Below are 26,542 nucleotides of genomic sequence, written 5' to 3'. Positions count from 1 at the left end.
TGATTTTTAATAGCCTTAATATTCTATCGCAAGTATTTTCTTTTTTCAATCACCGACAAAAAGTTCTTCATGACACTGGAGCGCCTTCCTTGCAAAAAAGACCCGAAGGTCTCCCTTCAGGTCCTGTTTTTTTCAATTACTGCCCATCAATAACCGTGGCAAATTTCGCATTCTTCGCGAGATATTCTTCATAGGAAAGGCCGCTGGTGTTCACCTTTGTCGCCAGATCCTTCCCCAGATAACGAATGTGCCAGGGCTCATAGCTGTAGCCGGTGCTCGCCTCCTTCCCTTTAGGAAAGCGAACGATAAAGCCGTATTCGTGGGCATGGGCCGCGAGCCATTTTCCTTCGTTGGTTTGGATAAAGCGCTCCTGCAAATCACCGCTCATCGACCGACAGGTCACATCCATGGCGAACCCACTTTGATGTTCGCTTTGTCCCGCCTTAGAGCTAATGGCATTGGCTTTGGCTCCACCCATCGAGGCCGCGTGATTGTTAAAAATTTTCTGCTGATCGGCATACGAACGGTACCCGGAAGAGCAATACAGATTCACGCCGGCCTTTTTCCCGGCATTAAACATGGTCGCCAAAGCCTGAGCTGCTTCTTTGCGCAGATACACCGTGCGATAACTCGCCGCGTTTACCTTCACCAGATCTTTCGGCACATAAGAAGGCGACAGCATATGCGTTTTATTAATGAGCTGGGCGGTATTACCGGTCTGCGATGCAGCGTTTTTAAGCCTTGTCTGCGGCGACAGGGCCGGCTGCTTTTGGCTTTGAGTATCGGCTTTTGTCTGTTGCTTTTGTACCGTGTGACGCTTTCGACGCGTGCAGGTACGCACGCTTGTCACCACCAAAAAGATAACCAATAATAAAAGCACAATCAACAATATTTCTCGTCGTCTTTTTTTTGTCAGGCTTTTATTAACCACAGCACCCTCCCTGCATTTTCTCTCATTTTATCGCTTATTATTTTATCATCACTCAACCCAGCATAGTGAGAAATGACATCTGATTGGATTCCGGCAATTCCGACAAACAGCCAAAAGCCGCCAGTGCATCCATATTGGCTTTATTCACATGGGCGCGGTTTTGCATATCCTCCTGGGACATGAAAGGTTTCCTTTTGGCCTCTTCATAAATGCTTTTAGCCACCACCTCGCCCATACCGTCCACTGCGGTTAACGGCGGAATCAACGTTTTGCCATCGAGCGTAAAATAACGGTAATGGGATTTATAAATATCGACATTGGCAAAGCTGTAGCCCCGGCAGAACATTTCCCAAGCCAGTTCCAGCGAAGTATAAAGGTTGCTGTCTTTATTACTGGCCTTATTGCCCTGGACCTTGATTTCGTTCATCTTGCGCACGACGGCGTTCTTGCCCGCCTTCATAACGCCGAGATCAAACTCCTTGGCGCGAATGGAAAACCATGCCGCATAATAGGCCGGCGGATAATACACTTTATAATACGCGATGCGAACAGCCATCATCACATAGGCCGCCGCATGGGCTTTCGGAAACATGTATTTGATTTTTTTACAGGAATCGATATACCATTCCGGCACGTTATTTTCCCGCATATAGGGTTCCTCGTCATCGAGTAACCCCTTACCCTTGCGCACGTGCTCCATGATCCAGAACGCACGCTCCGGCGCCAGCCCCATCGAGATGAGCCCGAGCATGATATCGTCACGGCAGCAGATCACTTCCTTCAGCGTGGTCGTCCCGTTTTCGATAAGCGTCTGGGCATTGCCCAGCCACACATCCGTCCCATGGGATAGCCCGGACAGCCGAATCAAGTCGGCGTAAGAATCCGGATGGGCATCGAGCACCATCTGCCTGGCAAAGCTGGTTCCGAATTCCGGAATGCCGCAGGTGCCCAGCGGCACATCAAAATCGTCATCGATCAGATCCAGAGAATCCGTGCCTTCAAACAAGCCGATAATCTTGGGATCATCCAATGCGATCGTCGTCGGATCCACGCCGGTAATGTCCTTGAGCATGCGCAGCATCGTCGGGTCATCGTGGCCAAGAATATCGAGTTTGAGCAGCCGTCCCTCGATGGAATGATAATCGAAATGCGTCGTCAGGGTGCCGCTATCCTGGTCGTTAGCCGGATACTGAACCGGCGTGAATTGGGTGATTTCTTTATTCTTCGGCACGACCATCACCCCGCCGGGATGCTGGCCCGTCGTGCGCGTCACACCGGCTGTGCCTTCAATCAGGCGATCCATCTCCGCATGGCTGACGACGATTCCCCGCTCCTCCAGATAATTCTTGACGTAACCAAAGGCCGTCTTATCGGCCAGGGTCGCGATGGTTCCAGCGCGAAACACCTTGCCCTTGCCGAAGATCACCTCGGTATAGCGATGGGCCTCGCTTTGGTTGTCTCCGAAATTCAAATCGATATCCGGTTCCTTGTCGCCTTTAAACCCGAGAAACGTTTCAAAGGGAATATCAAAGCCATCTTTATTGAGCGCATGGCCACATTCCGGGCAGATTTTGTCCGGCAGGTCGGGTCCCACCCCCACCTTGGTAGAGTCGAACCATTCCACATGCTTGCACTTAGGACAGACATAATGCGGCGGCAGCGAGTTAACTTCGGTAATGCCGCAGAGCATCGCCACCAGCGACGAGCCCACCGATCCCCGGGAGCCAACCAGATAACCGCAATCCAGCGAATGCTTAACGAGCTTTTCCGCGATCAGATAGAGCACCGAATAACCGTTGCCAATGATGGAGGTGAGCTCTTTGTTGATGCGTTCCGCCACAATCTCCGGCAGCGGATCGCCGTAAAGTTCTTTCGCCTTAGCGTAAACAGCGTTGCGAATTTCATCATCCGAGCCTTCGATCACCGGCGGGAAAGTCCCGTCGGGCACCGGCTTCACATCATCAATCAGGTCCGCCACTTTGCGGGTGTTGGTCACCACCAGTTCATAAGCCGCATCATCCGGCAGATAATCGAACTCGTCGAGCATTTCCCGAGTCGAGCGATAATACAGCGGCGGCTGCTCGTCTGCATCGCGGTAGCCCTGCCCCGCCTGAAGAATCTTTCGATATTGTGCATCTTCCGGCGCAACAAAATGCACATCCCCCGTGGCCACCACCAATTTATTTTCCTGGCGGCCCAGCGCGATGATGCGCTTGTTGATCTCGATCAGATCGTCTCGGGTTAAGTCACCGTTTCGCGTGAGATAAGCGTTATTGCCCAAGGGCTGCACTTCGTAATAATCATAAAAATCGAGGATCGGGCGCAGCCTTGCCTCGTTCCAATTTTCCTTGACCGCCGTATAAAGCTCTCCGGCTTCGCAGGCCGATCCGATCAAAAGATGCTTGCGCTTTTTCTGAAGCAATGATTTTGGAATACGCGGTTTCTTATAAAAATAATCCACATGGGAAGCCGATACCAAATCATAAAGCGCCCGCACCCCATCCTGATCTTTCGCGTAAATAATCACATGATAAGGCCGTTCAGTCTTGATGATCTGCTCCAACCGCATCAGCCGATTCAAATCCGCCGCGTGATCGCAATGCTGCTTTTCCGCCAGCCCCATCAGACGCACGAAAATTTTGGCCGAGCAAATGCTATCATCAATGGCGCGATGGTGGTGCCCCATATCGATCTTGAAATAGCTTGCCAATTTTTTCAAATTATGGCGCGCAATATTCGGAATCAATGTCCGGGCCATCGGCAGGGTATCCACATAGGTGATCGTATTGGAGATCCCATAGCGCTCTAAGGCAATGCTCATAAAGCCCATGTCAAAAGAAGCGTTGTGCGCCGCGAGGATTTTGCCGTCGCAAAAATCGAGAAAAGCGCGAATCGCTGCTTCCTCCTCTTCTCCCTGGGCTACCATCTGATCGGTAATGCTCGTCAGTTCGGTAATTTTCTGCGGGATCGGCCGATGGGGATTCACAAACGTCTGAAACGTATCCAGCACATGTTTATTCTTGATTTTGACGGCCGCAATTTCGATAATCACATCACGCCCGGCATAAAGACCGGTGGTTTCCAAGTCGAAAAAGACAAATTCGCCGTCGAAAGGTTCATCCTGATCGCCGGTAATAATGCGGATATCGTCGTTCACCAGATAGCCTTCGAGACCATAGAGCACCTTAATGCCCTTGCCCTTGGTCTCCTTCATGATTTCCGGATAAGCCTGCACCACGCCGTGGTCGGTGATCCCAAAAATATCGTGGCCGAAATCCGCCGCCTGCTGCACGATCTTCTTGACTTTGCTCACCGCATCCATCGCTGAATACTGGCTGTGCATGTGCAGCTCCACGCGCTTGATCTGCGCATCATCTGTGCGCACCGGGCGATCCACTTCCTCAATCACCCGGGGCATCAGCTGCTTTTCGTGAGCATATTCGTCAAAGGACACCTGGCCTTCCACTTGTACCCAAATACCGTTTTTCAGCCGTTCCCTAATCGCGCTGGCATTTTTCCCTGCAAAAATCTTGCAGGAGATCGATGCCCGTTCATCGGTGATATTAAACTCGAATAATTGTTTGCCGTTGCGTAATTCCCGGGCATTAAAGCCGAAGATTCGCCCGCGATAGCAATGCCGTTCTTTATCAGTCGTCAGATTATCCTCAAAATCAATGGTATCCAGGCCTTCCGGTTCGGCTGTAAAACATTTGCCCATGATCATCGAGCCGGTAATCGGTTCAAAATCCATTTTGCCTTTTTTTGAGGACGGGGACGGCGTGCCCGTTCCTTGTTTCATAATCGCAACATTTTGGGCCATCGCGGCCTGCATCCGCGCTTCAATTCGCGATTCCGATCTCGAAAGAGTCTTTGGAATGGGCAGCGGTGCTGCTTCGTCCTCCTCGGATTTTTGCATCTCCGGCACTTCCGTTAAACCTTCAACGGGCATGCCGGATGGCAGCTCGGGTGACAGCTCTCCAGGAAATTCTGCAACAGTCGGAATGGCTTCACTCTCGGCCATTTGATCGATAAAGGCTGCTGCAGGATCTTCTCTATTTTCACCCGGCAAATTCACAGGGGTCTTCTGTGCTTCCTCAAAAACTGCCGGATCCACTTGGGATTTCAACGGCACTTCAACCACCACCCCAACCGATTTTGCGTAATCAAAAACGGCGGAAAGTTCTCGCTGCACCGCCATGCGGTCACAGGAACTGCCGTCTTCACTTTTAAAGATCAATGTCAGCGTCTGCTGTGCTTCGGAGATTTCCACCTTTTGCGGCATCAACCGATATTTGGCTACCACCTGTTTAAACGCCGCCTGTTTTTCTGCAATTAAACTCATCGTATCTCTTTCTTTGAATGGCTTGCCGTCGGCCTATATCTTGTCAATTTCCGTCATCAGCGCATCGATAATTTCAGATTCATCCACCGTTTTAAAGACTTTGCCCTTTTTGAACAAAACGCCTTTGCCTTTGCCGCCGGCCACACCGATATCCGCTTCTTTGCCCTCGCCCGGGCCGTTCACCACACACCCCATGACCGCCACTCTGATATCCTTTTCAACATGCGCCAATCGCTTGTTCATCTCTTTGGCAATGCCGATTAGGTCAATCTCCGTGCGTCCGCAGGTCGGGCAGGAAACCACGTCGACTGTCGGCCGCTTGGCCGAATAACGCCCCACCGCTTTGAGAATGCTTTGCGCCGTTTCAACTTCGCTGACCGGATCCCCGGTGACAGACACACGCACGGTGTCGCCAATGCCCGCCAGCAATAAACGTCCCAATGCGATGGATGACTTGATCGCCGCACTTTTTAAAATGCCGGCTTCCGTCACGCCGAGATGCACCGGATAATCGTATTTCTCTGAAAACAGCGTATACGCCTCAATGGTCGTCAGCACGTCCGAGGATTTCATCGATACCACAATATCGTGAAAATCATCCTCCAGAAGATAGGCCATGTGCCGCTCCGCGCTGGCCACAAGCGCCTTGGCTGTCGGCCCGCCGTATTGTGTCAACAGATCTTTTTCCAGCGAACCCCCGTTCACGCCGATGCGAATGGGAATCCCGCGTTCTTTTGCCGCAGTCACCACAGCGTGAACCTTTTCGCGCCCGCCGATATTGCCCGGATTGATCCGCAGCTTGTCGACCCCCTCTGCGATGGCCGTTAGCGCAAGATGATAATCAAAATGAATGTCGGCCACCAACGGAATCTCAATCTGCGAGCGGATCGCCGAAATAGCCTCCGCCGCCGGTTGATCCGGAACCGCGACGCGAACAATGTCGCAGCCTGCTGCCGTCAATGCCTTGATTTGATTCACAGTCGCAACGATATTCCGGGTATCCGTATTGCACATGGATTGGATCGCCACCGGATTTTCCCCGCCAATCTTCACACTGCCAATCACCACTTCTCGAGTCGGTCTTCGCGTTGTTCTTTGTGTCAAGTTGTCTCCGTTCATTTCCATCTTCCTTTTACGCTTAATGCAAATAGCGCAGCACGTCATGAACCGCGATCACGACTGCCAGCGCCATCAGCGCCGCAAAGCCAATACCGTTAATCCAAGCCGCCTTTTCCGGATCCAAATCTCTTCGGATGATCGCTTCAATCGCCGCGATGAGGATCTGACCACCGTCCAATGCCGGCAGCGGCAACAAATTAAGCACCCCCAGGTTTACTGAAATAAAAGCGATGAAACTAAGCATCGCCTGCAGCCCATAATGATAAAAACTGCCAACCATACCGACCAACCCCACCGGTCCGGCAAAATCGTTGAGTCCCGCTTGCCCGGCGAGAATCATTCGAAAACTTTGGTAAATGACCGTGGTAAATTGGGCGACACTGGCAAAGGCACCCTTGATCGCGGAGGCAGCACCATGGCCTCCCAGCAGATAAACCACCATCATCGTTAGAACAGCCAAAACAAAATTCATTGCCGGCCCCGCCAGAAGCACGAGGATTTTTCGTCCTTTGGACAAATGCATAAAAGACCGATTAGCCGGCAAACTGGGACCCGGCACCGCCTCGTCAGCCAAACCGTCTCCAGACGGTTCCGCTTCGCCCCACATGCGGCAAAAGCCGCCGATCGGCAACGCCCGAATCGTCAAGCGTGTTTCTTTCCCCTGATGCGCAAATAGTTTAGGCCCCATGCCAATCGCAAATTCAATAACATAAATGTCGGCTCTTTTGGCCACGATAAAATGACCAAACTCATGCACCGCCATCAAAACGGTCAGCATAAATAAGGTCAATATGATAAAAAGAAAAGTCTCCATTAATATTAAACCAAACTCGAAAAAGTCAACTGGGCAAATAAATACACAATGGGCAAAACAAAAATAATGCTGTCAAAGCGATCGAGCACGCCACCGTGTCCCGGCAATAATTTTCCATAATCTTTAATCTCTAATTTCCGCTTGATCAGCGATGCGGTCAAATCACCGCATTGGGAAACAATTGCGCCGACAAACCCCAAAATACCGTAGAGATAAAGCGGCAAGTCAAAAGCAAAATAATGCTTGAGCACAAAACCGTAAATCACCATGGCCATAATGGTTGCCGCGGTTCCTCCGACGGCGCCCGCCACCGTTTTATTCGGACTGATTTCCGGCGTTAGCGGCGTTTTCCCCAAAAATTTCCCGATAAAATACGCAAAAGTATCCGTCACAAAGGCGAGGATAAACACCATCCACAGATAGTAAATTCCCTGAGGTATGGCGTCAAAAAGCTGAAGATGCCCGAGCATGGTCGGCACCCAAACCAACCCGAAAACCGTTGCCATAGCGCGATAAGCATTATGTTTTCTGCCCGTGATTTCAATGACAAAGGTCAAAATAAAGGCAATCAACAATGTCGGAAGTGCCAACTGATAATCAAAATGCATCACGGTCACCAGCAATGCCGAAAAGATAATCGGCCAAAAGTAACCGGCTTTAATCGGCAATTGATGATTGATGGCGTGAATGTATTCAACCATCCCGACAACTACCAGCGCTAACGTCAAAGCGTAGACAAACCAACCGCCTAAAACTAAAAGTGCAATCAAAATCGGCAGTCCGATCACGGCCGTCACAATGCGTTTTACCATTATTCTATGCCCCCATATCTTCTGTCCCGCTGCTGATAGGCCGCAATTAACCGGCAAAAAAGTGTTTCGTCAAAATCTGGCCATAGTACCGGATCAAAAATAAATTCCGCATAGGCGTTCTGCCAAAGCAAAAAATTGCTCAAACGTTCTTCGCCGCTGGTGCGAATCACCAAATCAGGATCGGGCAGCCCCGCCGTATAAAGATGATCGGCAAACACCTGCTCCGTGATGGCCTCGGGCGCAATGCCCTCTGCCACAATCCGGCGAACCGCCTGCAAAATGTCTTCCCGTCCGCCGTAATTCAACGCAATATTGAGCGCCATACCGGTGTTGCCCTTGGTTTGTTCAACCATATTAGCCGCCGCTTTCTGAAGACGTTCGGGCAAAATCGATTGGTCGCCAATCACCCGGACCTGCACATCATGATCGTCCAGATTGGTCACCTCTTTAATGAAGTAGTCAATGGCGAGATTCATCAATCCGGAGACCTCCTCTTTGCTGCGCTTCCAATTTTCCGTTGAAAAGGCATAGAGGGTCAAAACCTGGATGCCCATATCCGACGCAGTGCGAATTGTCCCCCGAACCGCTTTCATTGCCGTATAATGGCCGAAAATACGAGGGCGTTTGCGCTGTTTAGCCCAACGGCCGTTGCCATCCATAATGATGGCTACATGAGCCGGCAATCTATTTTCATCTATCTGACAGCCGTATATTTCCATCACGTTTGTCTCTCTCCGTTTTCTGCTTTGATCAGCCGATTTTTTCTTCCAAGGCTTCCGAAGCCTGTTTCTTTTCAAGATTTTTCCACGAAGTCTCGATCATCAACTTAATTCGATTGATCTGATTGACTTCCGACGCACCGGGATCGTAATCGATGGGGGAAATATTGGCATAAGGATAACGCTTGCGGATGGGCTTGATCATCCCCTTGCCCATCACGTGGTTTGGCAAGCAGGCAAAAGGCTGCACACAAACGATATTTTCAACTCCGCCTTCGATGAGCTCCATCATTTCCGCCGTTAAAAACCAGCCTTCGCCGCCCTGGTTCCCCAGGGAAATAAGCTCTGTCGCTTTCTGCGCCTTCTTATAAATTGTCGACGGGGGCCCGAAGTGACGGCTTTTGATCAAAGCACGCTTCATGTTCTTGCGATACATTTCAATCACGCGAATGATGAGTTTGCCATTGCGCTTGGCACTGGCTTTTCCCGATAAAACATCGTGCTTATAGATAGCATTATAGGAACAATACAAGAAGAAGTCAATGATATCCGGCACGACTACTTCAACCCCTTCGTCCTCCAGCACCTGCACCAGGTTATTGTTGGCCGTCGGATGATATTTCACCAGAATCTCCCCAACGACACCAACTTTAGGGATGGTCTTTTCGATCCGCGGCAACGTATCGAACTGAGAAACAATTTCCCGAACATTGCGCCTAAACACAGACGGTCTCGGGTGAATGATGCTGTTTCGCACCTTGCGCCGCCACATCTGATAGAGAGCATCCGTCGCGCCGGCTTCCTTTTCGTAGGGTCTGGTGGCGTAAAGCACGCGCTGGAACAAATCGCCATAAACCGCGGCAACAGCGATACGGTTGGCCATCTGCGGCGTGATCTTAAAGCCGGGATTGCTTTCTAAACCGACGGTATTGATCGAGATCACGGGGATTCGTTCCATCCCCGCTTCTTTGAGCGCCTTGCGGATAAAGCCCACGTAGTTCGAGGCGCGGCAGGGTCCGCCGGTCTGGGACATAAGCACCGAGACGTTGTTCAAATCGTATTTGCCGGATTTAAGCGCGGCCATGATCTGTCCGACCGTCAGAATGCTCGGATAGCAGGCGTCATTGTTGACATAACTGAGCCCCGCATCGACGGCTTTGTCGTCCACGCTGGGCAGCACTTCCACATTGTAGCCACTGGCATTGAGCGCCACGGAGAACAAATCGAAATGAATCGGCGACATTTGCGGGCAGAGAATCGTGTGCTTTTTCTTCATGTCTTTTGTGAAGGTAACACGTTGGGTCAATTCCTTCCCCGGCACCACGATATCGTTTTCCCGGCGTTCTTCCATCGCCGCCTTCAATGAACGCATTCGGATGCGGATGGCGCCAAGGTTGCTGACCTCGTCAATTTTGATCAGCGTGTAAATTTTGCTCTTGTGTTCAAGGATTTCCTGGGTTTGCTCGCTGGTCACCGCGTCGAGCCCGCAGCCAAAGGATGTCAGCTGAACCAGCTCTAATTCATCGTGCTTCGTGACAACTTCAGCCGCCTTATAGAGTCGGCTGTGGTATTTCCATTGATCCAGCACGCGGTAGGGCTGGGCTGTGTCTGCGTTGGCCAGACCGGCCACTGAATCTTCGGTGAGCACGGCCATGTCGAGCGCCGTGATGATATTGTCGAGACCGTGATTGATTTCCGGATCAACGTGATAGGGTCGGCCGGCCAGAACGATGCCGCGCTTGCCATGTTCTTTTAACCATGCGATGGTTTCAAGCCCTTTGTCGTGCATATCTCTGGCAACATGATGCTTTTCACCGTAGGCATGGCGCAGTGCCGCAGCTACCTCATCCTGCGAAACCCCCTCCGGTTCAAAGATTTCACAAAGCCGTTCTTCCAAACGATCACTATCTTCCAAAGAAAGAAAGGGATTCATAAAGTCGATGTCGTTTTCGGCTAGACTATCCATATTGTATTTGATGGTTTCCGGATAAGACATGACAATCGGGCAGTTATAGCAATTATCCGCCGAATCAAATTCTTGTTCTTCATAAGCCACGCAGGGATACCAAATTTTGTGAATCCCCTGATCGATCAGATCCTGAATGTGCCCGTGGGTCAGCTTGGCCGGATAACACACAGAATCCGAAGGAATCGAGCTCATACCCTTTTCGTAAATTTTGCGCGTAGAACCAGCTGAAAGCAGCACCCGATAGCCCAGCGAAGTTAAAAACGTAAACCAAAAGGGATAGTTTTCGTATTGATTGAGCGCCCGGGGAATGCCGATGGCGCCGCGAGGCGCCTGATTTTCCGGCAGGGGCTCATAATTGAAAAGGCGTTCGTATTTATATCGGTACAAATTGGGAATACTCTTCTTGTGCCTGCTGCCCCCCGCGCCCACTTCACAGCGGTTGCCGGTGACATGACGGCTCCCATCTGCAAAAATATTGATGGTCAGCTGACAGTTATTGCTGCAGGCGCCGCACCGACGATGCTTGATGGTCACATCAAATTTATCTAAATCTTCAAGGCCAAAAATGGTGCTTTTTTCACCTTCGTGCCAGCGTTCTCTCGCGATTAACGCCGCACCGAAGGCGCCCATCAAACCAGCGACATCCGGACGGACCACGTCGCGTTCGGTAATCTTTTCAAAAGCGCGCAGCACCGCGTTGTTGTTGAAGGTCCCGCCCTGCACCACAATGTGTTCGCCAAGCTCCTTGGGGTTGTGCACCTTGATGACCTTCTGCAGCGCATTTCGAATCACGGAATAAGAAAGGCCGGCGGAGATATCCCCAACAGAAGCGCCTTCCTTTTGGGCCTGTTTGACCTTGGAATTCATAAAGACCGTGCAGCGCGTTCCCAGATTGGAGGGACTTTCCGCGTTCATGGCCGCCTCGACAAAGTCCGAAATCGGCAGATTGAGCGACTTGGCAAAGGTCTCAAGAAAAGAACCGCAGCCGGAGGAACAAGCCTCGTTCAGCACGATATTGTCAATGGTGCCCGAGCGAATCCGCATGGCTTTCATGTCCTGGCCGCCGATATCGAGAATGAAATCCACCTGCGGACGGAAATACTGCGCGCCTTTAAAATGGGCCATCGTTTCAATCTCGCCGATGTCCACATGCAGCGCCGACTGAATGAGCCCTTCACCATATCCGGTCGAAGCCGCCTTGGCAATATAAACATCTTCCGGCAGCTTGTCGTAAATATCCTGAAGAATTTCAATGGATTTATCCAACGGGCTGCCTTCATTGCTCGAATAATAGCTGTAAAGCAGTTCGCAGTCCTTGCCGATGATCGCCGCTTTGGTGGTGGTCGATCCAGCGTCGATGCCAAGATACGCCGGTCCGCTGTAGGTCGACAAATCCCCACGCTTGACCTTGTCCTTGTTATGACGTTCGATAAAAGCCCGGCGTTCTTCATCGTCTGCAAAGAGCGGTTCTAGACGGCCGACACCGGAATCATCCGCAAAGGGATTGTCCAGCCGGCCGATGATATCGGCAAAATCGACAGCCTCTTTTTTCTCGCTGGCATAAGCCGTGCCCAACGCCACAAAAAGATTAGAATTTTCCGGAAATTCCACCTCGTCCGGCGTGAGCTCCAGAGTTTTGATAAAGCGCTGCCGCAGCTCCGACAGGAAATAGAGCGGCCCGCCTAAAAAAGCCACATGGCCTTTGATGGTGTGCCCGCAGGCCAGGCCTGAGATTGTTTGATTGACCACTGCCTGAAGCACCGAGGCCGCAATATCGGCACGCTCTGCCCCTTCGTTGATCAGCGGCTGTACGTCGGTTTTAGCAAAAACGCCGCAGCGCGACGCGATCGGATAAATCATTTTGTGCGCTTTGGCCAACTCGTTCAACCCGGCGGCATCCGTTTTTAAAAGCGAGGCCATCTGATCGATAAAGGCCCCTGTCCCGCCGGCGCAGGTCCCGTTCATGCGCTGTTCGATGCTGCCTTCAAAGAAAGTGATCTTGGCATCTTCGCCGCCGAGCTCAATGGCACAGTCCGTTTTCGGAATCTTTTTCTCAACGGCGAGCGTCCCGGCCACCACTTCCTGAATAAAAGGAATTTCAAGCCATTTGGCCGCGAGCATCCCGCCGGACCCCGTCACGGATATATGCGTTTGCACATTGTCCAAGGTTTCATAAACCTCGCGAAGCAGGGCGCTCATCGAGATTTTAATATTCGAGCGGTGCCTGCGGTAATCACTAAAAACAATTTTGTCTTTCTCATCGAGAACGACCACTTTAATCGTGGTCGAGCCGACATCCAACCCCATCCGATAGTTCATTTCAGCTACTTCTTTCTATATGATTCATTGCTTTTTTATACTTTTTTCCGGCGTTACACCCAAAATCTTGTGGCACGCGCACGCCTTCACTACTTTATAGCGTTTCTAAACCAATACTATCTCAGGATTATACCTCAAAAGGGTTAGTGGATGCAAATGGCGTCGCCGCCATTTTAGCTGAACCTTCAGAAAAATCACTTTTTTCGTTATATCTTTCCTACTTTCTTTCAGATTCTTTGCGTTCACTTGCCAAAGGATATGCTATAATAAACAAAATTATTTAACAACTTTTTGATCTTTTCGGATTTTTTATTTTATATTTTACCATATCCCAATACACTGAGGTCTATCATGAGCAATTCTATTCATAAATCTATTTTTGGACAGCGGCTCAAACAATTAATGAAAAATTTTAACGAAACCACCTATTCACTGTCAGAGCAGTTCAATTTATCCCCGCCCAGCATTTCCCGATACACTCGGGGCGAAATGGCGCCCAAAATGACCACGGTTTACGCCTTGGCCGATTATTTTGACGTGAATCCGGAATGGCTGATGGGTAAAACCGTCTCGATGTATGAATCAGAAATTTTAGGGGATACCCCCGCAGCGGGGCACGCCTTCGATATTTCCGTATTTGATGAAATTCGCTATGACCGGCCAATTTTTTCCAACCACAAAGCCGCCGACCACCTCTCGATTCCCATTGATAAACTCACCGAATGGGGGCCTGTCTTTGGCTATCGGATTCCCGACGACGCCATGCAGCCGGCATACACCGCCGGCGACCTGGTCGTGATTCGCTTGAATACCGGGCTCACATCCGGCGCGACTGTTGCCCTTCACGTCAACAAGGAACCTATGATCATCCGCAAAATTATTTTAATGGGCAACAAACTCATCACCCAACCTTTTAACGCCGATGCGGATGCTGCCGTTTACGATATCCGCAAACACCACGTCCAGATGATCGGCACAATCGTTTACCGCCGCCACGTTGAGGAAGCCTATTTCCCATACTGAATGCACTGTCCCCCAATGTATTCTCTGAATCCGCGCATAAAAAAACCAGGCATATGCCTGGTTTTTTAATGACTAAGCCTATAAGCCGAGTTCTGTCTTGATAATCATCTATCTGGTTCCGCTGTCACCGGCGGACTCAAGCGACCTACCATTGAGCAGCGACGGGCCGCCGCCTTTTAACACTCTTTCTTGGTCTTGCTCCGAATGGGGTTTACCCAGCTGGCAAATTACTTTAACCACTGGTGAGCTCTTGCCTCACCCTTTCACCCTTGCCGACATGCGGCGGTTTGCTTTCTGTTGCACTTGCCTTGAAGTCACCTTCACCGGACGTTATCCGGCATTCTGCCCTGCGGAGCTCGGACTTTCCTCAGGTTTCCCCGCGATTATCCGGCCTAGTCAGATTTCTATTATAACGATTTTCCAAATTAATGCAAGAGGTCGTTGTCTCCCTTATCATTTAGACCACTTGGTCAATCCTTAAATGTCCCCATTTCGAAAGCCTCCTGCGCATCATCATCCATCGGCGCCTCTTCAGGTGCCGCCGTTTCTTCGCCGTTATTCAGATAATGATCGCGCACTTTGCCTTCAACTTCATCACAAAGATTGGGATTATCTTCGAGCATCTGGCGAATATTGTCACGCCCCTGGCCCAGCCGCTCTCCGTTATAGGAGAACCAGGATCCGGACTTCTTAATGATGTCGAGCTCGACTGCCATATCCAGCACATCCCCTTCATGGGAAATCCCCTTGCCGTAAATAATGTCAAATTCCGCAGTTTTAAACGGCGGTGCCATTTTATTCTTAACCACCTTGCAGCGGGTGCGGTTCCCGATCATTTCACCGTCTTTTTTGAGCGTTTCAATCCGGCGCACATCCATGCGAACCGAAGAATAAAATTTCAGTGCGCGACCACCGGTCGTCACTTCCGGATTACCGTACATCACGCCGACCTTTTCTCGCAACTGATTGATAAAAATCGTCGCAGTATTGGAATTTTTGATAACGCCCGTCAGCTTCCGCAATGCCTGAGACATCAGTCTCGCATGCAGCCCGACATGGGAATCCCCCATGGTCCCTTCAATTTCGGCTCGGGGCACCAGCGCCGCCACCGAGTCGATAACCGCCACATCAACGGCACCGCTTCGCAGGAGCGCTTCCAAAATTTCCAAGGCTTGTTCCCCGGTATCCGGCTGGGAAACGACCAGATTATCAATATCCACGCCAAGGCTGGCCGCATAAATCGGATCAAGCGCATGCTCTGCGTCGATAAAGGCCGCATTGCCGCCTTTTTTCTGAGCTTCGGCAATAATGTGCAGCGCCAGTGTCGTCTTCCCTGAAGATTCCGGCCCGTAAATTTCGATAATGCGCCCCTTAGGCACGCCGCCGATCCCCAGCGCCATATCAATACGCAACGACGATGTCGAAATGACATCAACATCCCTGGTGCCACTGTCGCCAAGGCGCATCACAGCACCTTTCCCATAAGCTTTTTCGATGTTTTTTAAGGCATTATCCAGGGCTTTCTTGCGTGCTTGTGCATCCGTAATATCCATCACCGGATCTAAGGACTTTTCTTTCTTGGCCATACGAGCCTCCTCTTCGTTAATGTTGAATCTTTATTGCAAGTTCAGAATCGCTTCTCTTACCATACAAAGTGCTTTATTGGCCGAGCGTTTTTGAATGGTTTGCCGACTGCCCGCAAATTTGCACTTTTCAATCCGTGTCCGGCCGTCAGCGTGCACGCCGACATACACCAATCCCACCGGCTTTTCCGCGCTGCCACCGTCTGGTCCGGCGATACCGGTCACCGATACGTTGACATCACATCCCGAGAGCGTCGCCAGATGTTCGCACATTTCCCGAGCTGTCTCTTCAGAAACGGCGCCTGCCCTATCCAGCGTTTTTTTCTGAACGTCGAGCAGTTTCATTTTGGCTTCGTTAGAATAGGTAACCACGCCCATTTTAAAAGCTTCCGAAATTCCCGGGATCGTCGTCATCTGAGATGCAATGAGACCGCCGGTACAGGATTCCGCCGTGGCCATGGTCCAGTGCTTCTTGAGCAGCAGATCCTCCACTGTCTCGGCCAATGTTTTTTGGGCATGGGCAAAAATATGACGGCCAAAACGCCGATCCATTTCTTTTGTATATTTATCCAGCAGGCCATTGATAGCTTCCGCATCGGTGCCGTTGGCTGTGATGCGCACCAGCACTTCTCCCGGCTTGGCATAAGTCGCAATGGTGGGATTGGTTTGATGATTCACCAGATCCAAAATCATTTCTTCCACCATGGATTCCCCAAAATCACATATATTAAAATAACGGGAAATCACCAGCTGGCTGGTGCGATTCTTGAGGATCGGCATCACATAAAGATCGAACATGACTTTCATTTCACTCGGCGGTCCGGGCAGAAGAAAAACACTAACGCCGTTCTTTTCGATGTGAATCCCCGGTGCCGTCCCCTGGATATTATCGATCGCCTTGGCGCCGACGGGAATATCACACTGTCTGAAATTATTGTCCGTCATGACGGAATTGCGCCGGTCGAAGTGTTGTTTCATTTTGTGGACCTGCGCTTCATCCCGCTGCATGGGCATACCGAAAAAAGCCGCCACGGTTTCTTTGGTTAAGTCATCCTGTGTCGGTCCGAGCCCTCCGGTCACCACAACGATATCACTGCGTTTAACCGCCGCTTCAAAGACGTCCTTTAATCGGTCCGGATTGTCGCCCAACGTCGTTTGAAAATGAACTGAAAATCCATTTTGGGATAATTCTCTGGCAATGTATTGGCTGTTGGTATTGAGGGTATCTCCGGTTAAGAGTTCCGTGCCGACGCAAATAATTTCACAATTCATTGGTCCTTTTCCTTTCCAGACTTTTTCTTTAAAAAAACGCCTGTCGTGCAGGCGCTTTGCATTACATGGTTTTAATAACTCCTTTGTTGAGTCTGAAATAATCGACTCCGGAAATCAAGGTCAGCGCCAACGCTACATAAATCATGACCTGACCAAAAATACCTAGTGCCGGGAAAGCCGCAACCGGCCAGCTATAAAGAATCAGTGCAATGATCGCAATCATCTGCGACATGGTCTTGGCTTTGCCCCATTTGCTCGCAGCAATGACCACGCCATCATTCGCCGCCAATGTTCTGAGACCGGTAATGGCAAATTCCCTGGCGATAATCACAATAACCACCCATGCCGGGATTGCCTGTGTCTGAACCAGACAGATAAAGGCGGATGCCGTGAGCAATTTATCGGCCAGCGGATCCATAAACTTGCCAAAATCCGTAATTAAGTTGCGGCTTCTGGCAATGTGACCATCCACATGATCGGAATATGCCGCGATCGCAAAAATAATCAGCGCCGCCAACTCATGATGCGGAAATCCGACAGCCATTGCCGCCACAAAAAACGGAATGCAAATCATTCTGAACAAAGTAATCTTATTCGGTAAATTCATTTTCTCCCAACTCTCCTATTAAATCATATTCTATTGAATCAACAATTTTTACTTTAAAGAATTGTCCCACGGGCAGATCGGATCCTTCAATCATCACATCGCAGTCCACTTCCGGCGCGTCCCCCTGTGTCCGACCGACCGAAACCCCGTCCGCTTGATTTTCATCGATTAAAACTTCCACCGTTTTCCCGATCATGGTTTCATTGGATGCTGCGATAATGCCCTGTTGTTGCTCATAAATCCGACGCAAACGCGTTTCCTTGACAGCTTCGTCAATTTGACCGGCCATAACATATGCCGGCGTTCCCTCTTCCCGGGAATAAGCAAAAGCGCCCAGCCGTTCAAAGCGAAGCGCCTGAAGATCCGCCAGCATTTCCTCAAACTGCATATCCGATTCGCCGGGGAAGCCGGTGATCACCGTCGTTCGCAGCACAGCATCCGGCAACATTTTTCTGATTAATTTTACTTTATCATAAATTTGCGCTTTGTCAATGTGTCGCCCCATGCGTTTTAAAATTTCGTTTTCTGTGTGCTGAATGGGCATATCAAAATAGCGGCAGATATTTTCATGCTGTTTGATCACCGTCAACAATTCTTCAGTAATGCCCTCCGGATACAGGTAGAGCAAGCGGATCCATTTGAACGAAATTTTTTCCGACAGCAGTGTCAGAAGGGACGCCAGGTTTTCATTTCCCGGCAGATCACTGCCGTATTGCGTCAGATTTTGTGCCACCAAAATCAATTCCCGCACACCGCTGCTGTATAAAATTCGGGCCTCAGCCAAAATCGCTTCCGGGGTGCGGCTGTGATGCCGTCCGCGAATGGTTGGAATCGCACAATAAGTGCAATAGTTATCGCAGCCCTCACTAATCTTTAAATACGCCGTCACCATCTTATCCTTCAGATAACGAGGCGCTGCACTGGCCGCAAAATGCGCACTGACAAAAGTCTTTTCTCCCGATTGGTGTGAAATCACCTCCGGCAGATCGTCAATCTGATTGACGCCGATAAAATAATCTACTTCTGGAATTTCTTTTCGCAATTCCTTCACATAACGTTGCGCCATACAGCCCGCCACCACAAAACATTCACAGTTGCCCTTTGTTTTAAACGGCAAATATTCAAATATTTTGTCAATGGATTCTTTTTTAGCCGCCTCAATGAAGCAGCAGGTATTGACAATGATCAGGTTGGCCGCGTCCGGTTCATCGCTCACACGGTAACCCGCCTGCAAAAGCCCTCCGGCCATCTGTTCGCTGTCCACCGCATTTTTATCACACCCCAATGTCGAAATAAAAACAGCAGGGCTATCAGCCATGGTATTCCTCCTTCGTGATCAACAATTGCCGCGGTTTGCTACCATTGGGGCCCGAGACAATACCTTTCATCTCAAGCTCATCAATAATGCGGCCGGCCCTGGCATAGCCTACCCGCAGTTTGCGCTGAATCATTGATGTCGAGATCTGACCATTCACAAAGGCCAGCTCCGCCGCCTGTGGGAACAAATCGTCAGCAGTTTCTTCGGTTTGTGCCTGTTGATTTTGAACCTGTGCCGCTTCGATTTCATTTTCGATATGGTTGTCAAAAACGGGCTTTGCCCCGCCGGAAACTGCTTTTACCACGCGGTTGATTTCCGCATCGGACACAAAGGTTCCCTGCACGCGCAGCGGCTTGGATTTGCCTGAAGGGAAATAGAGCATGTCGCCTTTCCCCAAGAGCTTTTCCGCCCCAACCTGATCCAAGATAGTTCGACTGTCCGTATTGGATGCCACCGCAAAGGCAATGCGGGACGGAATATTGGCTTTGATCAACCCGGTAATCACATCCACCGACGGCCGCTGCGTTGCAATCACCAGATGCATCCCGCAGGCCCGTGCCAACTGTGCCAATCGACAAATGGCGCTTTCAATTTCCTTGGGCGAGGTCATCATTAAATCGGCTAATTCATCGACAATGATAACAATTCGCGGCAATTTTCTCTCACCGGCCGCTTCCCGCATTTTATTGTAGCCCGCGATATTACGCACGCCTGCCTCTTTAAAGATCTGGTACCGATCCGTCATTTCTTTCAACGCCCAATTAAGCGCAAAAGCCGCCTTTTTCGGATCCGTCACCACGGGTATGAGCATATGCGGGATACTATTGTAAATATTGAGCTCCACCATTTTCGGATCAATCATAATAAAACGCAGATCATCCGGCGACAATCGATAGATCATGCTGATGATCATGGTGTTGATGCACACGCTCTTTCCGGAACCGGTTGCGCCAGCAATGAGCAAGTGCGGCATCTTAGAGATATCGCCGATGATGTTTTGACCGGACAGGGTTTTACCCAAAGCGAATGGCAGTTTCGCTTCCGTCTTTTGAAACGCCGGCGTATTAATGATCTCACCCACGGCAACCACGTCGCTTTCTTTGTTCGGCACTTCGATGCCGACGGCTGATTTTCCCGGAATCGGAGCCTCCATCCGAATACCGGACGTTGCCAGTCGCAACGCCAAGTCGTCGGCCAAGTTGACGATTTTCCCCACTTTGACCCCGGCTGCCGGCTGCACTTCAAAGCGCGTAATCGAAGGGCCGACGTCGACGCCGACAATTTTGGCATCAACCCCAAAGTCCTTCATGGTATTTTCAATCTGTCCGGCCTTTTTCATCACATCACTTTTGCGATCGCGTCCGCTGTGAACCCCCGGATCAAGAAGCGCCACGTCCGGCTTATGATAAACCGGCGTCGACGCCTGGGATGCCAGATCCAAATCAAAAGCTTCCGACTCCTCTGCCTCTCTACCGAAATCCAGATGATCTTCTGTTGTTTCTTCCTCGGGGAACAGATCCTGCGGCGCTTTAGCCGTCGCTATGACCTGGTCTCTTTCCGCCTGCGCCTGTGTTGCTGCCGCTTCGTCCAGCCCTTCAATAACGTCGTCAATATTAACGTACTGCGTATTGACGGATACTTCGCCGATATCACTGGGATTAAATAAGCTATCATAATCCTGATCTTCCAGTTCCACTTCCTGACGCTCTGCTTCTGCCGCTCTGCGGCGCTGTGCAAGTTCCCGATCTTCCTTCAGCTCATTCACTTTACCGATAATGGCCGCTTTTCCTTCCGTTTTTAAGCGATCGTAAAATTCAGGCGAAATGGTTTTAACAATCATATAGATTTCATAAATCATCAATGCCAGAACCAAAATAATCGTTGCCGGCTTTTTAATGATCGTCAGCAAAATATAGGTGAGCACCAAGCCGAAGATGCCCCCATACGCAACGTTACTGCCAATCGGCACGGTGAACATATCGATCAGGGTATAGCGAAACATCGATTGCCATCCCATGCTGAAGAAAATCAACAGATTGGAAATCAGCAGAAATACATAACCCATGACCTTGGAATGTTTCTGCCACTTTCCCGCGAAGAACAAAATGCCCGATACGATAGCATAGATGCAGTAGATGACCGTCACATTTCCCATCAGATATTTCACAATCCCCTTCCCCCAAATGCGGTCAAAAAGATTAGGGGTCGCTGTCGAATAGGAATAGGCGCTAATCAATGCAATCGCGATTAATGCCAGACCCAGTATTTTCATCTGACCCGAGGTCAGCGTTTTTTTCTCGGCCATTTTTCTCGTTGTTTGACTTTTGGATGCTGGCCTCTTTTTTTGTTTGGTGTTATTTTTTGTTGTCTTTTTTGATTTTCTTTTATCCAAAACCTTCACCACCCATTTCTCATCGTTCTATTGAAAACGGGACACCTTATCGGGTCCCGTTTTAATGTGTATTAATTATAACATGTGCGTGGCCGACAATCCTGAAAATTATCGACCTGTGTGACCAAATCCGCCGGCTCCCCGATCCGTTTGGTCCAAGGCGTCAACGGTCTCAATCGCAATGATCTCGGGCTGCACCACCGGTGCAAATACCAGCTGGGCAATGCGGTCTCCCGGATGAACGGTAAAAGGCTCATCGATCAACACGATCATCAGCGCCGCGATCTCGCCGCGATAGTCTGCGTCGATCGTGCCGACGCCATTGGCCATGGCCACACCGTATTTGAACGCCAAACCGCTACGTGCGCGCACCTGCGCTTCATAGCCCGCCGGCATTTCCAAATAAATGCCGGTGGGAATTCGATAAACGCGATGCGGCACGAGCACCATTTCGTTCTCAATGGCTGCCCGCAAATCCAGTCCTGATGCCCCTGCCGTTTGGTAAACCGGCGCAGGAAAATCAGAGCGATTGACCAGACGAACCTGACAATGTTCCTTGCGCATCGCTTTATTCGTCCTGGGGCAGGCAAGCCTTACGCGAAAGATTAATGCGGCCCTGAGCGTCAATTTCCGTCACTTTAACCGTAACCATGTCGCCGACCGACACCACATCTTCAACATTTTCCACACGGTGATTGGCCAGTTTGGAAATATGGATCAGACCGTCTTTGGACCCCGGAATATCGACAAAAGCTCCGAATTTCATAATCTTCACGACTCTGCCGGTCACCACATCGCCGACTTCCACTTCGCGAACGATATCAAAAATCATATCGTGTGCTTTTTTAGAGGATGCGCCGTCCGTCGCCGCAATATAAATCGTGCCGTCTTCTTCGATTTCGATTTTCGTATCCGTCGCATCTTGAATCCCAATGATGGTTTCGCCGCCTTTCCCGATGACGTCGCGGATTTTTTCGGGATCAATGGTCATCGTTGTAATGTGCGGCGCATAGGGCGACAATTTTTCCCGCGGCTGCGCAATCGCGTCATTCATCACACCGAGAATGAACAAACGGCCTTCCCTTGCCTGGTTGAGCGCCTTGGTCAAAATTTCACGATCAATGCCGTGAATTTTGATATCCATTTGAATGGCCGTAATACCATCTTCCGTTCCGGCGACTTTAAAGTCCATATCGCCCAGAAAATCTTCCATTCCTTGAATATCCGTTAAAATGGCCAATTTCTCATCTTCTTTGATCAGTCCCATGGCACAACCGGCTACCTGTTTTTTTATGGGCACACCTGCTGCCATCAAAGCCATTGAAGAACCACAGACTGACGCCTGCGAAGTAGAGCCGTTGGAGCTCATGACTTCTGAGACTACGCGAATCGCATAAGGGAAATCCTCTTCAGAGGGCAAGACCGGCAAAAGCGCCCTTTCGGCCAACGCCCCATGCCCGATTTCACGGCGTCCCGGTCCGCGGTTAGGTCTCGTTTCACCGACCGAATAGCTCGGGAAATTATAATTATGCATGTAGCGCTTTTTGCTTTCCAGTTCGAGGCCGTCCAATGTTTGGGCTTCTTTCAAAAGGCCGAGGGTTGCCACCGAGCACACCTGGGTTTCGCCGCGGGTGAAGAGCGCCGAGCCATGAACCCGGGGGATATAATCCACTTTGGCTACCAACGGGCGAACCTGAGTCATTCCGCGGTTATCCGGGCGGATACCGTCATCCAGAATCAAACTGCGGACTTCTTTCTTTTTAAGATTATTGATAACCATATCAATATCTGCAGCGTTGTCCGGATAAATTTCGGCAAAATGTTCGCTGACTTCTTCGATGAGCGTGTCCATGTTCTCAATGCGTTCTTTTGCATCCTCGGTGTGGACCGCGTCATGCATCCGCGTGCCGATATAATCGGTAATTTCAGTTACCATTTCCTCTGTCGGCAGGTAAAGTTTATAGTCAACTTTAGGTGCCCCTACTTCCGCCACAATTTGATCAATAAAGGAAATTATTTTTTTGATTTCTTCATGTGCGTAAAGAATGGCATCAAGCATGATGGCTTCTGGAACTTCGTCGGCGCCCGCTTCAACCATCATAACCGCTTCCCGTGTGCCGGCAACCGTGAGGTGCATTTCGGATTTTTCATATTGGACTACCGTCGGGTTGAGCACAAATTCACCATCAATCAAACCCACTTGAACAGCCGCCGTCGGGCCATCGAATGGAAGGTCGGAAATGGATAAAACAATAGACGATCCCAGCATGCCAACCAGTTCCGGCGCGTTATCGTGTTCGACAGACATCACCATCGTCACGACATGAACGTCGTTGCGGAATCCCTTCGGGAAAAGCGGGCGAATCGGTCTGTCTATCAACCGGGAATTTAAAATCGCCTGATTGGACGGACGGCCTTCCCGCTTTAAAAACCCGCCGGGAATTTTGCCGACGGCGTATTGCTTTTCTTCATAATCCACTGATAACGGGAAAAAGTCCATGCCTTCCCTCGGTTTTTTGGATACCGTGACATTACATAACAAACTGGTATCACCGTAGCGAACCATCGCAGCGGCTTTTGCCAGCCGTGCCACTTCTCCGATTTCAACCCGAAAAGGGCGGCCTGCAATCTCCGTTTCAAATACTTTCATCTTTCCTCCTCGTTCGATAACCACACTTTCAGAGCTTTCCCTGAAAATGCAAAAAGGCGGAAGAGCTCCGCCTGTTTAATCATTATTTTCTCAAGCCCAGTCTCGCGATCAGTTCACGATAACGGGTGATGTTTTTCTTTTTCAGATATCCCAAAAGATTGCGGCGCTGCCCAACCATTTTAAGCAGCCCTCTTCTGGAATGATGATCTTTTTTGTGCACGGCAAAATGAGCATTCAAATCATTGATGCGCGCTGTAAGCAGCGCAATCTGAACTTCCGGAGAACCGGTATCTCCGGCATGTGTGCCGTATTCCGCAATGATCCGTTCTTTGTTTTCTTTTGTAATCATGATATCTCCTTGATTATTTAGAATTCCCTGTTCATAGTAGGCCGTCGGAGTGTCGGCAAACCAAGAGCAGGCTAACCATCGAGCATTTTACCATTGGCAATCTGAATTGTAAAGCACAAATCAAATTTTTCGCTGTCAATGCTCATCATTCAGCGTTATCCTTTTGACAAGCCTGCAACACTGTCTTTTTATAATCCGCAATCAACGCCTCACATAAATCCAAAGTCGCATTTGGCGAATATGTTTTTGCCTCAGTGTTCATATTTTCAGCCATTTCCTGGATAATCAATTTATGATCGATGAGATAATCTATCAAATCCGTGAGCGCATCAATTTTTTCAAGGCAAATGCCCATCCCTGAGGCTTCCAGATATTCTGCATTATCCTCTTCCTGGCCGGGGTAGCAATAAGGAATGATCATCGGAATGCCTTTCACCATTGCCTCTGCTGTCGTCAACCCGCCGGGTTTGGATACGATCACGTCAGACTCGTCCATCAGCGCCGGAATATTATCCACAAAGCCAAACGCCCGAACCAATTTATTACTTGTGTGTTTTTGAGTGTAGTGCTCCAACTCGTCCATCAGACTGCCGTTATTACCGCACACCGCGATGATGCGGATCTTTTCCCGGCTTCTTATCAGCGCCTTGAACGCTTTTTTCATATGATGTGTCCCGAGACTGCCGCCCATCAAAAGCACGGTCCCTTTTACATCTTTGTCAATCGCTTCGCAGGGTACCTTTTCTTTTTCGAAAGCTTCCCGGACCGGTATGCCGTAGGGATGGATAATCTCTGCCGGGACACCGCGTTCTACCATTCCTTTTTTGGTGTAGGGACTGCCGACGACATAAGCATTGATTTTCGGATGGGTATAAACGCCATGGAATTTATAGTCCGTCACAAAAGAAATAATCGGAATATCGAAAGCCCCCATGTCTTTGATCCTGCCCAAAATATTGGTCACAAAGGGATGGGTGGATACCAAAAGCACCGGCTTGTTGGCCACCATCATCGGCATGATATCCGGATTCATAAATCGTGCCACCAGACTGAAGATGCCTCTTCGCCGCAGCGTATCTTTGTCTAAATCATTATAAAGCAAATGATATAGTCGCGGCACTTTCTCCACCATTTGCTTATAGCCCTTTGTCAGCAATTTATTAAAGGTTTTGGATGTATCGGCAAAGGCATCAATAATTTGAACCGTATACCCGCGCTCACTCAGTCCTCTTTGAACCGTTTGAGCCGCCAAGTTATGTCCGCCGCCCGTCGATGCCGAAAAGATCAAAACGGTATCGCCGCCCTTGGCTTCCATTTGTGATGCTGAGGTCATCTTTAATCGTCGAATTCTTTGGTGAACCGATAGTTGACCCGCATCAATTTACCACCGACTTTTTTTTCACTCTTCTTTTCCAGCCAATAAAACACACCGAAAACGGCCGATAATCCCACGCACACTGCGCCGATCGCCGTCATCACTTTTTTAAACATTTTTTGCCTCCTGTTCTTTCCCCTGATAAAATTTTTGGTTTTTCCGAAATAATGTTCCAGTTGGCTCGCCATCCATAATGCGGTAAAGCACATTCACATCACTTCCTGAGGTAATAATGGTTTCAAGACCGTGATTCGCGGCATACCGGACCGCCTTGAGTTTTGTTACCATGCCGCCTGTCCCCAAACCGGACCCGGATACACCTCCCAGCTTCATAATCTTTTCCGTCACTTTTTCCACAATGTCGATGCGTTCAGCTTGAGCCTCTTTTCCGGGATCCCCGGTATAAAGACCATCCACGTCTGAAAGAATGATCAAACCGTCAGCCTCAATCAATGCCGCTGTCATCGCCGATAAGCGATCGTTGTCACCAAAGCGTTCCTCCTCTATTTCATCGGTCGAAATTGGGTCATTTTCATTGACAATCGGAATGATTCTGCGCTTCATCAATTCGCTGAAGGTATTGCGGGCATTAATGCGTTTAATCGGATTCGAAAACACATCCTTCGTCAAAAGGATCTGGCCGATATTTTGATAATAGCTGTCAAAAGAACGGTGATACAATTCCATCAGAAGCCCCTGCCCCACAGATGCCGTCATTTGCTTTTCTTCCAGGGTGATCGGCCTTTGGGACATTTTCAGACGGTGCATCCCACAGCCGATTGCCCCGGATGACACCAGCACAATTTTCCGGCCTTCATTCTCGAGATCGGTTAAAACCCGGGCAAGGGCGTCCATTTTTCTTAAATCGATAGTTCCATTGTCGTGAGTCAGCGAGGTGGTGCCCACTTTCACTACGATGGTCTGCGCAGCCGTAAAATCATTCTCCAT

General features: G+C 49.8%; 19 protein-coding genes and 1 other RNA gene. 1 reads left to right on the top strand and 19 read right to left on the bottom strand.

Annotated features, from left to right (window positions below):
* Positions 1-136 precede the first annotated feature (136 nt).
* The 7 genes from V3C63_RS07025 to V3C63_RS06995 are packed head-to-tail and all read right to left on the bottom strand — an operon-like array spanning position 137 to position 13,025.
* Positions 137-931, bottom strand: coding sequence for a M15 family metallopeptidase (locus V3C63_RS07025; protein WP_329887089.1), 795 nt, complete (start codon positions 929-931; stop codon positions 137-139).
* Between the two features lie 52 nt (positions 932-983).
* Entirely contained in the window at positions 984-5,273 is a 4,290-nt protein-coding gene (locus tag V3C63_RS07020) for a PolC-type DNA polymerase III (protein WP_329887088.1), read from the bottom strand.
* A gap of 33 nt (positions 5,274-5,306) precedes the next feature.
* Entirely contained in the window at positions 5,307-6,398 is a 1,092-nt protein-coding gene (gene ispG / locus V3C63_RS07015) for a flavodoxin-dependent (E)-4-hydroxy-3-methylbut-2-enyl-diphosphate synthase (RefSeq protein ID WP_329887087.1), read from the bottom strand.
* 13 nt (positions 6,399-6,411) lie between these two features.
* A complete protein-coding gene (locus V3C63_RS07010) occupies positions 6,412-7,170 on the bottom strand; it encodes a site-2 protease family protein (RefSeq protein WP_329887086.1) in 759 nt (252 codons plus the stop codon).
* 41 nt (positions 7,171-7,211) lie between these two features.
* A complete protein-coding gene (locus tag V3C63_RS07005; RefSeq protein WP_329887085.1) occupies positions 7,212-8,018 on the bottom strand; it encodes a phosphatidate cytidylyltransferase in 807 nt (268 codons plus the stop codon).
* Complete coding sequence (locus V3C63_RS07000; RefSeq protein WP_329887125.1) at positions 8,018-8,737, bottom strand: undecaprenyl pyrophosphate synthase; 720 nt, start codon at positions 8,735-8,737, stop codon at positions 8,018-8,020. The genes V3C63_RS07005 and V3C63_RS07000 overlap by 1 nt, the downstream gene beginning before the upstream one ends.
* 31 nt (positions 8,738-8,768) lie before the next feature.
* Positions 8,769-13,025, bottom strand: a complete 4,257-nt coding sequence (locus V3C63_RS06995) for an acyl-CoA dehydratase activase-related protein (RefSeq protein WP_329887084.1) — start codon at positions 13,023-13,025, stop codon at positions 8,769-8,771.
* Positions 13,026-13,376: 351 nt separating this feature from the next.
* Here V3C63_RS06995 and V3C63_RS06990 point away from each other — a divergent pair, with 351 nt between their 5' ends.
* On the top strand, positions 13,377-14,048 hold the full coding sequence (locus V3C63_RS06990) for a S24 family peptidase (protein ID WP_329887083.1): 672 nt from the start codon (positions 13,377-13,379) through the stop codon (positions 14,046-14,048).
* Positions 14,049-14,113: 65 nt separating this feature from the next.
* Here V3C63_RS06990 and rnpB read toward each other — a convergent pair.
* The 12 genes from rnpB to proB form a co-directional block, all read right to left on the bottom strand.
* Positions 14,114-14,447, bottom strand: an RNA gene (rnpB, locus tag V3C63_RS06985) — RNase P RNA component class A.
* Between the two features lie 71 nt (positions 14,448-14,518).
* A complete protein-coding gene (recA, locus tag V3C63_RS06980) occupies positions 14,519-15,634 on the bottom strand; it encodes a recombinase RecA (RefSeq protein WP_329887082.1) in 1,116 nt (371 codons plus the stop codon).
* A gap of 30 nt (positions 15,635-15,664) precedes the next feature.
* The gene (locus V3C63_RS06975) at positions 15,665-16,903 is read right to left on the bottom strand and encodes a competence/damage-inducible protein A (protein WP_329887081.1); all 1,239 of its coding nucleotides are present in this window, start codon (positions 16,901-16,903) and stop codon (positions 15,665-15,667) included.
* Positions 16,904-16,964: 61 nt separating this feature from the next.
* On the bottom strand, positions 16,965-17,510 hold the full coding sequence (pgsA, locus tag V3C63_RS06970) for a CDP-diacylglycerol--glycerol-3-phosphate 3-phosphatidyltransferase (RefSeq protein WP_329887080.1): 546 nt from the start codon (positions 17,508-17,510) through the stop codon (positions 16,965-16,967).
* Entirely contained in the window at positions 17,494-18,828 is a 1,335-nt protein-coding gene (gene rimO, locus V3C63_RS06965) for a 30S ribosomal protein S12 methylthiotransferase RimO (protein ID WP_329887079.1), read from the bottom strand. Before rimO ends, pgsA begins: the two co-directional genes overlap by 17 nt.
* On the bottom strand, positions 18,821-21,133 hold the full coding sequence (locus tag V3C63_RS06960; protein WP_329887078.1) for a DNA translocase FtsK: 2,313 nt from the start codon (positions 21,131-21,133) through the stop codon (positions 18,821-18,823). The genes rimO and V3C63_RS06960 overlap by 8 nt, the downstream gene beginning before the upstream one ends.
* Positions 21,134-21,328: 195 nt before the next feature.
* Entirely contained in the window at positions 21,329-21,784 is a 456-nt protein-coding gene (gene dut / locus V3C63_RS06955; protein ID WP_329887077.1) for a dUTP diphosphatase, read from the bottom strand.
* A 4-nt stretch (positions 21,785-21,788) separates the two neighbouring features.
* Positions 21,789-23,870: a polyribonucleotide nucleotidyltransferase gene (locus tag V3C63_RS06950; RefSeq protein ID WP_329887076.1), complete on the bottom strand. Its 2,082-nt coding sequence runs from the start codon at positions 23,868-23,870 to the stop codon at positions 21,789-21,791.
* Between the two features lie 82 nt (positions 23,871-23,952).
* Positions 23,953-24,219 (bottom strand): 30S ribosomal protein S15, encoded by a 267-nt coding sequence (gene rpsO / locus V3C63_RS06945; RefSeq protein WP_329887075.1) that lies wholly within the window; start codon positions 24,217-24,219, stop codon positions 23,953-23,955.
* A 145-nt stretch (positions 24,220-24,364) separates the two neighbouring features.
* A complete protein-coding gene (locus V3C63_RS06940) occupies positions 24,365-25,552 on the bottom strand; it encodes an MGDG synthase family glycosyltransferase (protein ID WP_329887074.1) in 1,188 nt (395 codons plus the stop codon).
* Positions 25,553-25,554: 2 nt separating this feature from the next.
* Positions 25,555-25,710, bottom strand: coding sequence for a hypothetical protein (locus tag V3C63_RS06935; RefSeq protein ID WP_006598245.1), 156 nt, complete (start codon positions 25,708-25,710; stop codon positions 25,555-25,557).
* Positions 25,703-26,542 carry a glutamate 5-kinase gene (proB, locus tag V3C63_RS06930; RefSeq protein ID WP_329887073.1) on the bottom strand — a complete coding sequence of 280 codons (840 nt, stop codon included), beginning with the start codon at positions 26,540-26,542 and terminating at the stop codon, positions 25,703-25,705. The genes V3C63_RS06935 and proB overlap by 8 nt, the downstream gene beginning before the upstream one ends.

It is taken from the genome of Pseudoramibacter faecis, assembly GCF_036289405.1.
Lineage (GTDB): Bacteria > Bacillota > Clostridia > Eubacteriales > Eubacteriaceae > Pseudoramibacter > Pseudoramibacter faecis.
The sequence above is the reverse complement of the archived record's forward strand: the minus strand, read 5'-3'. Positions and strand labels throughout refer to the sequence as shown.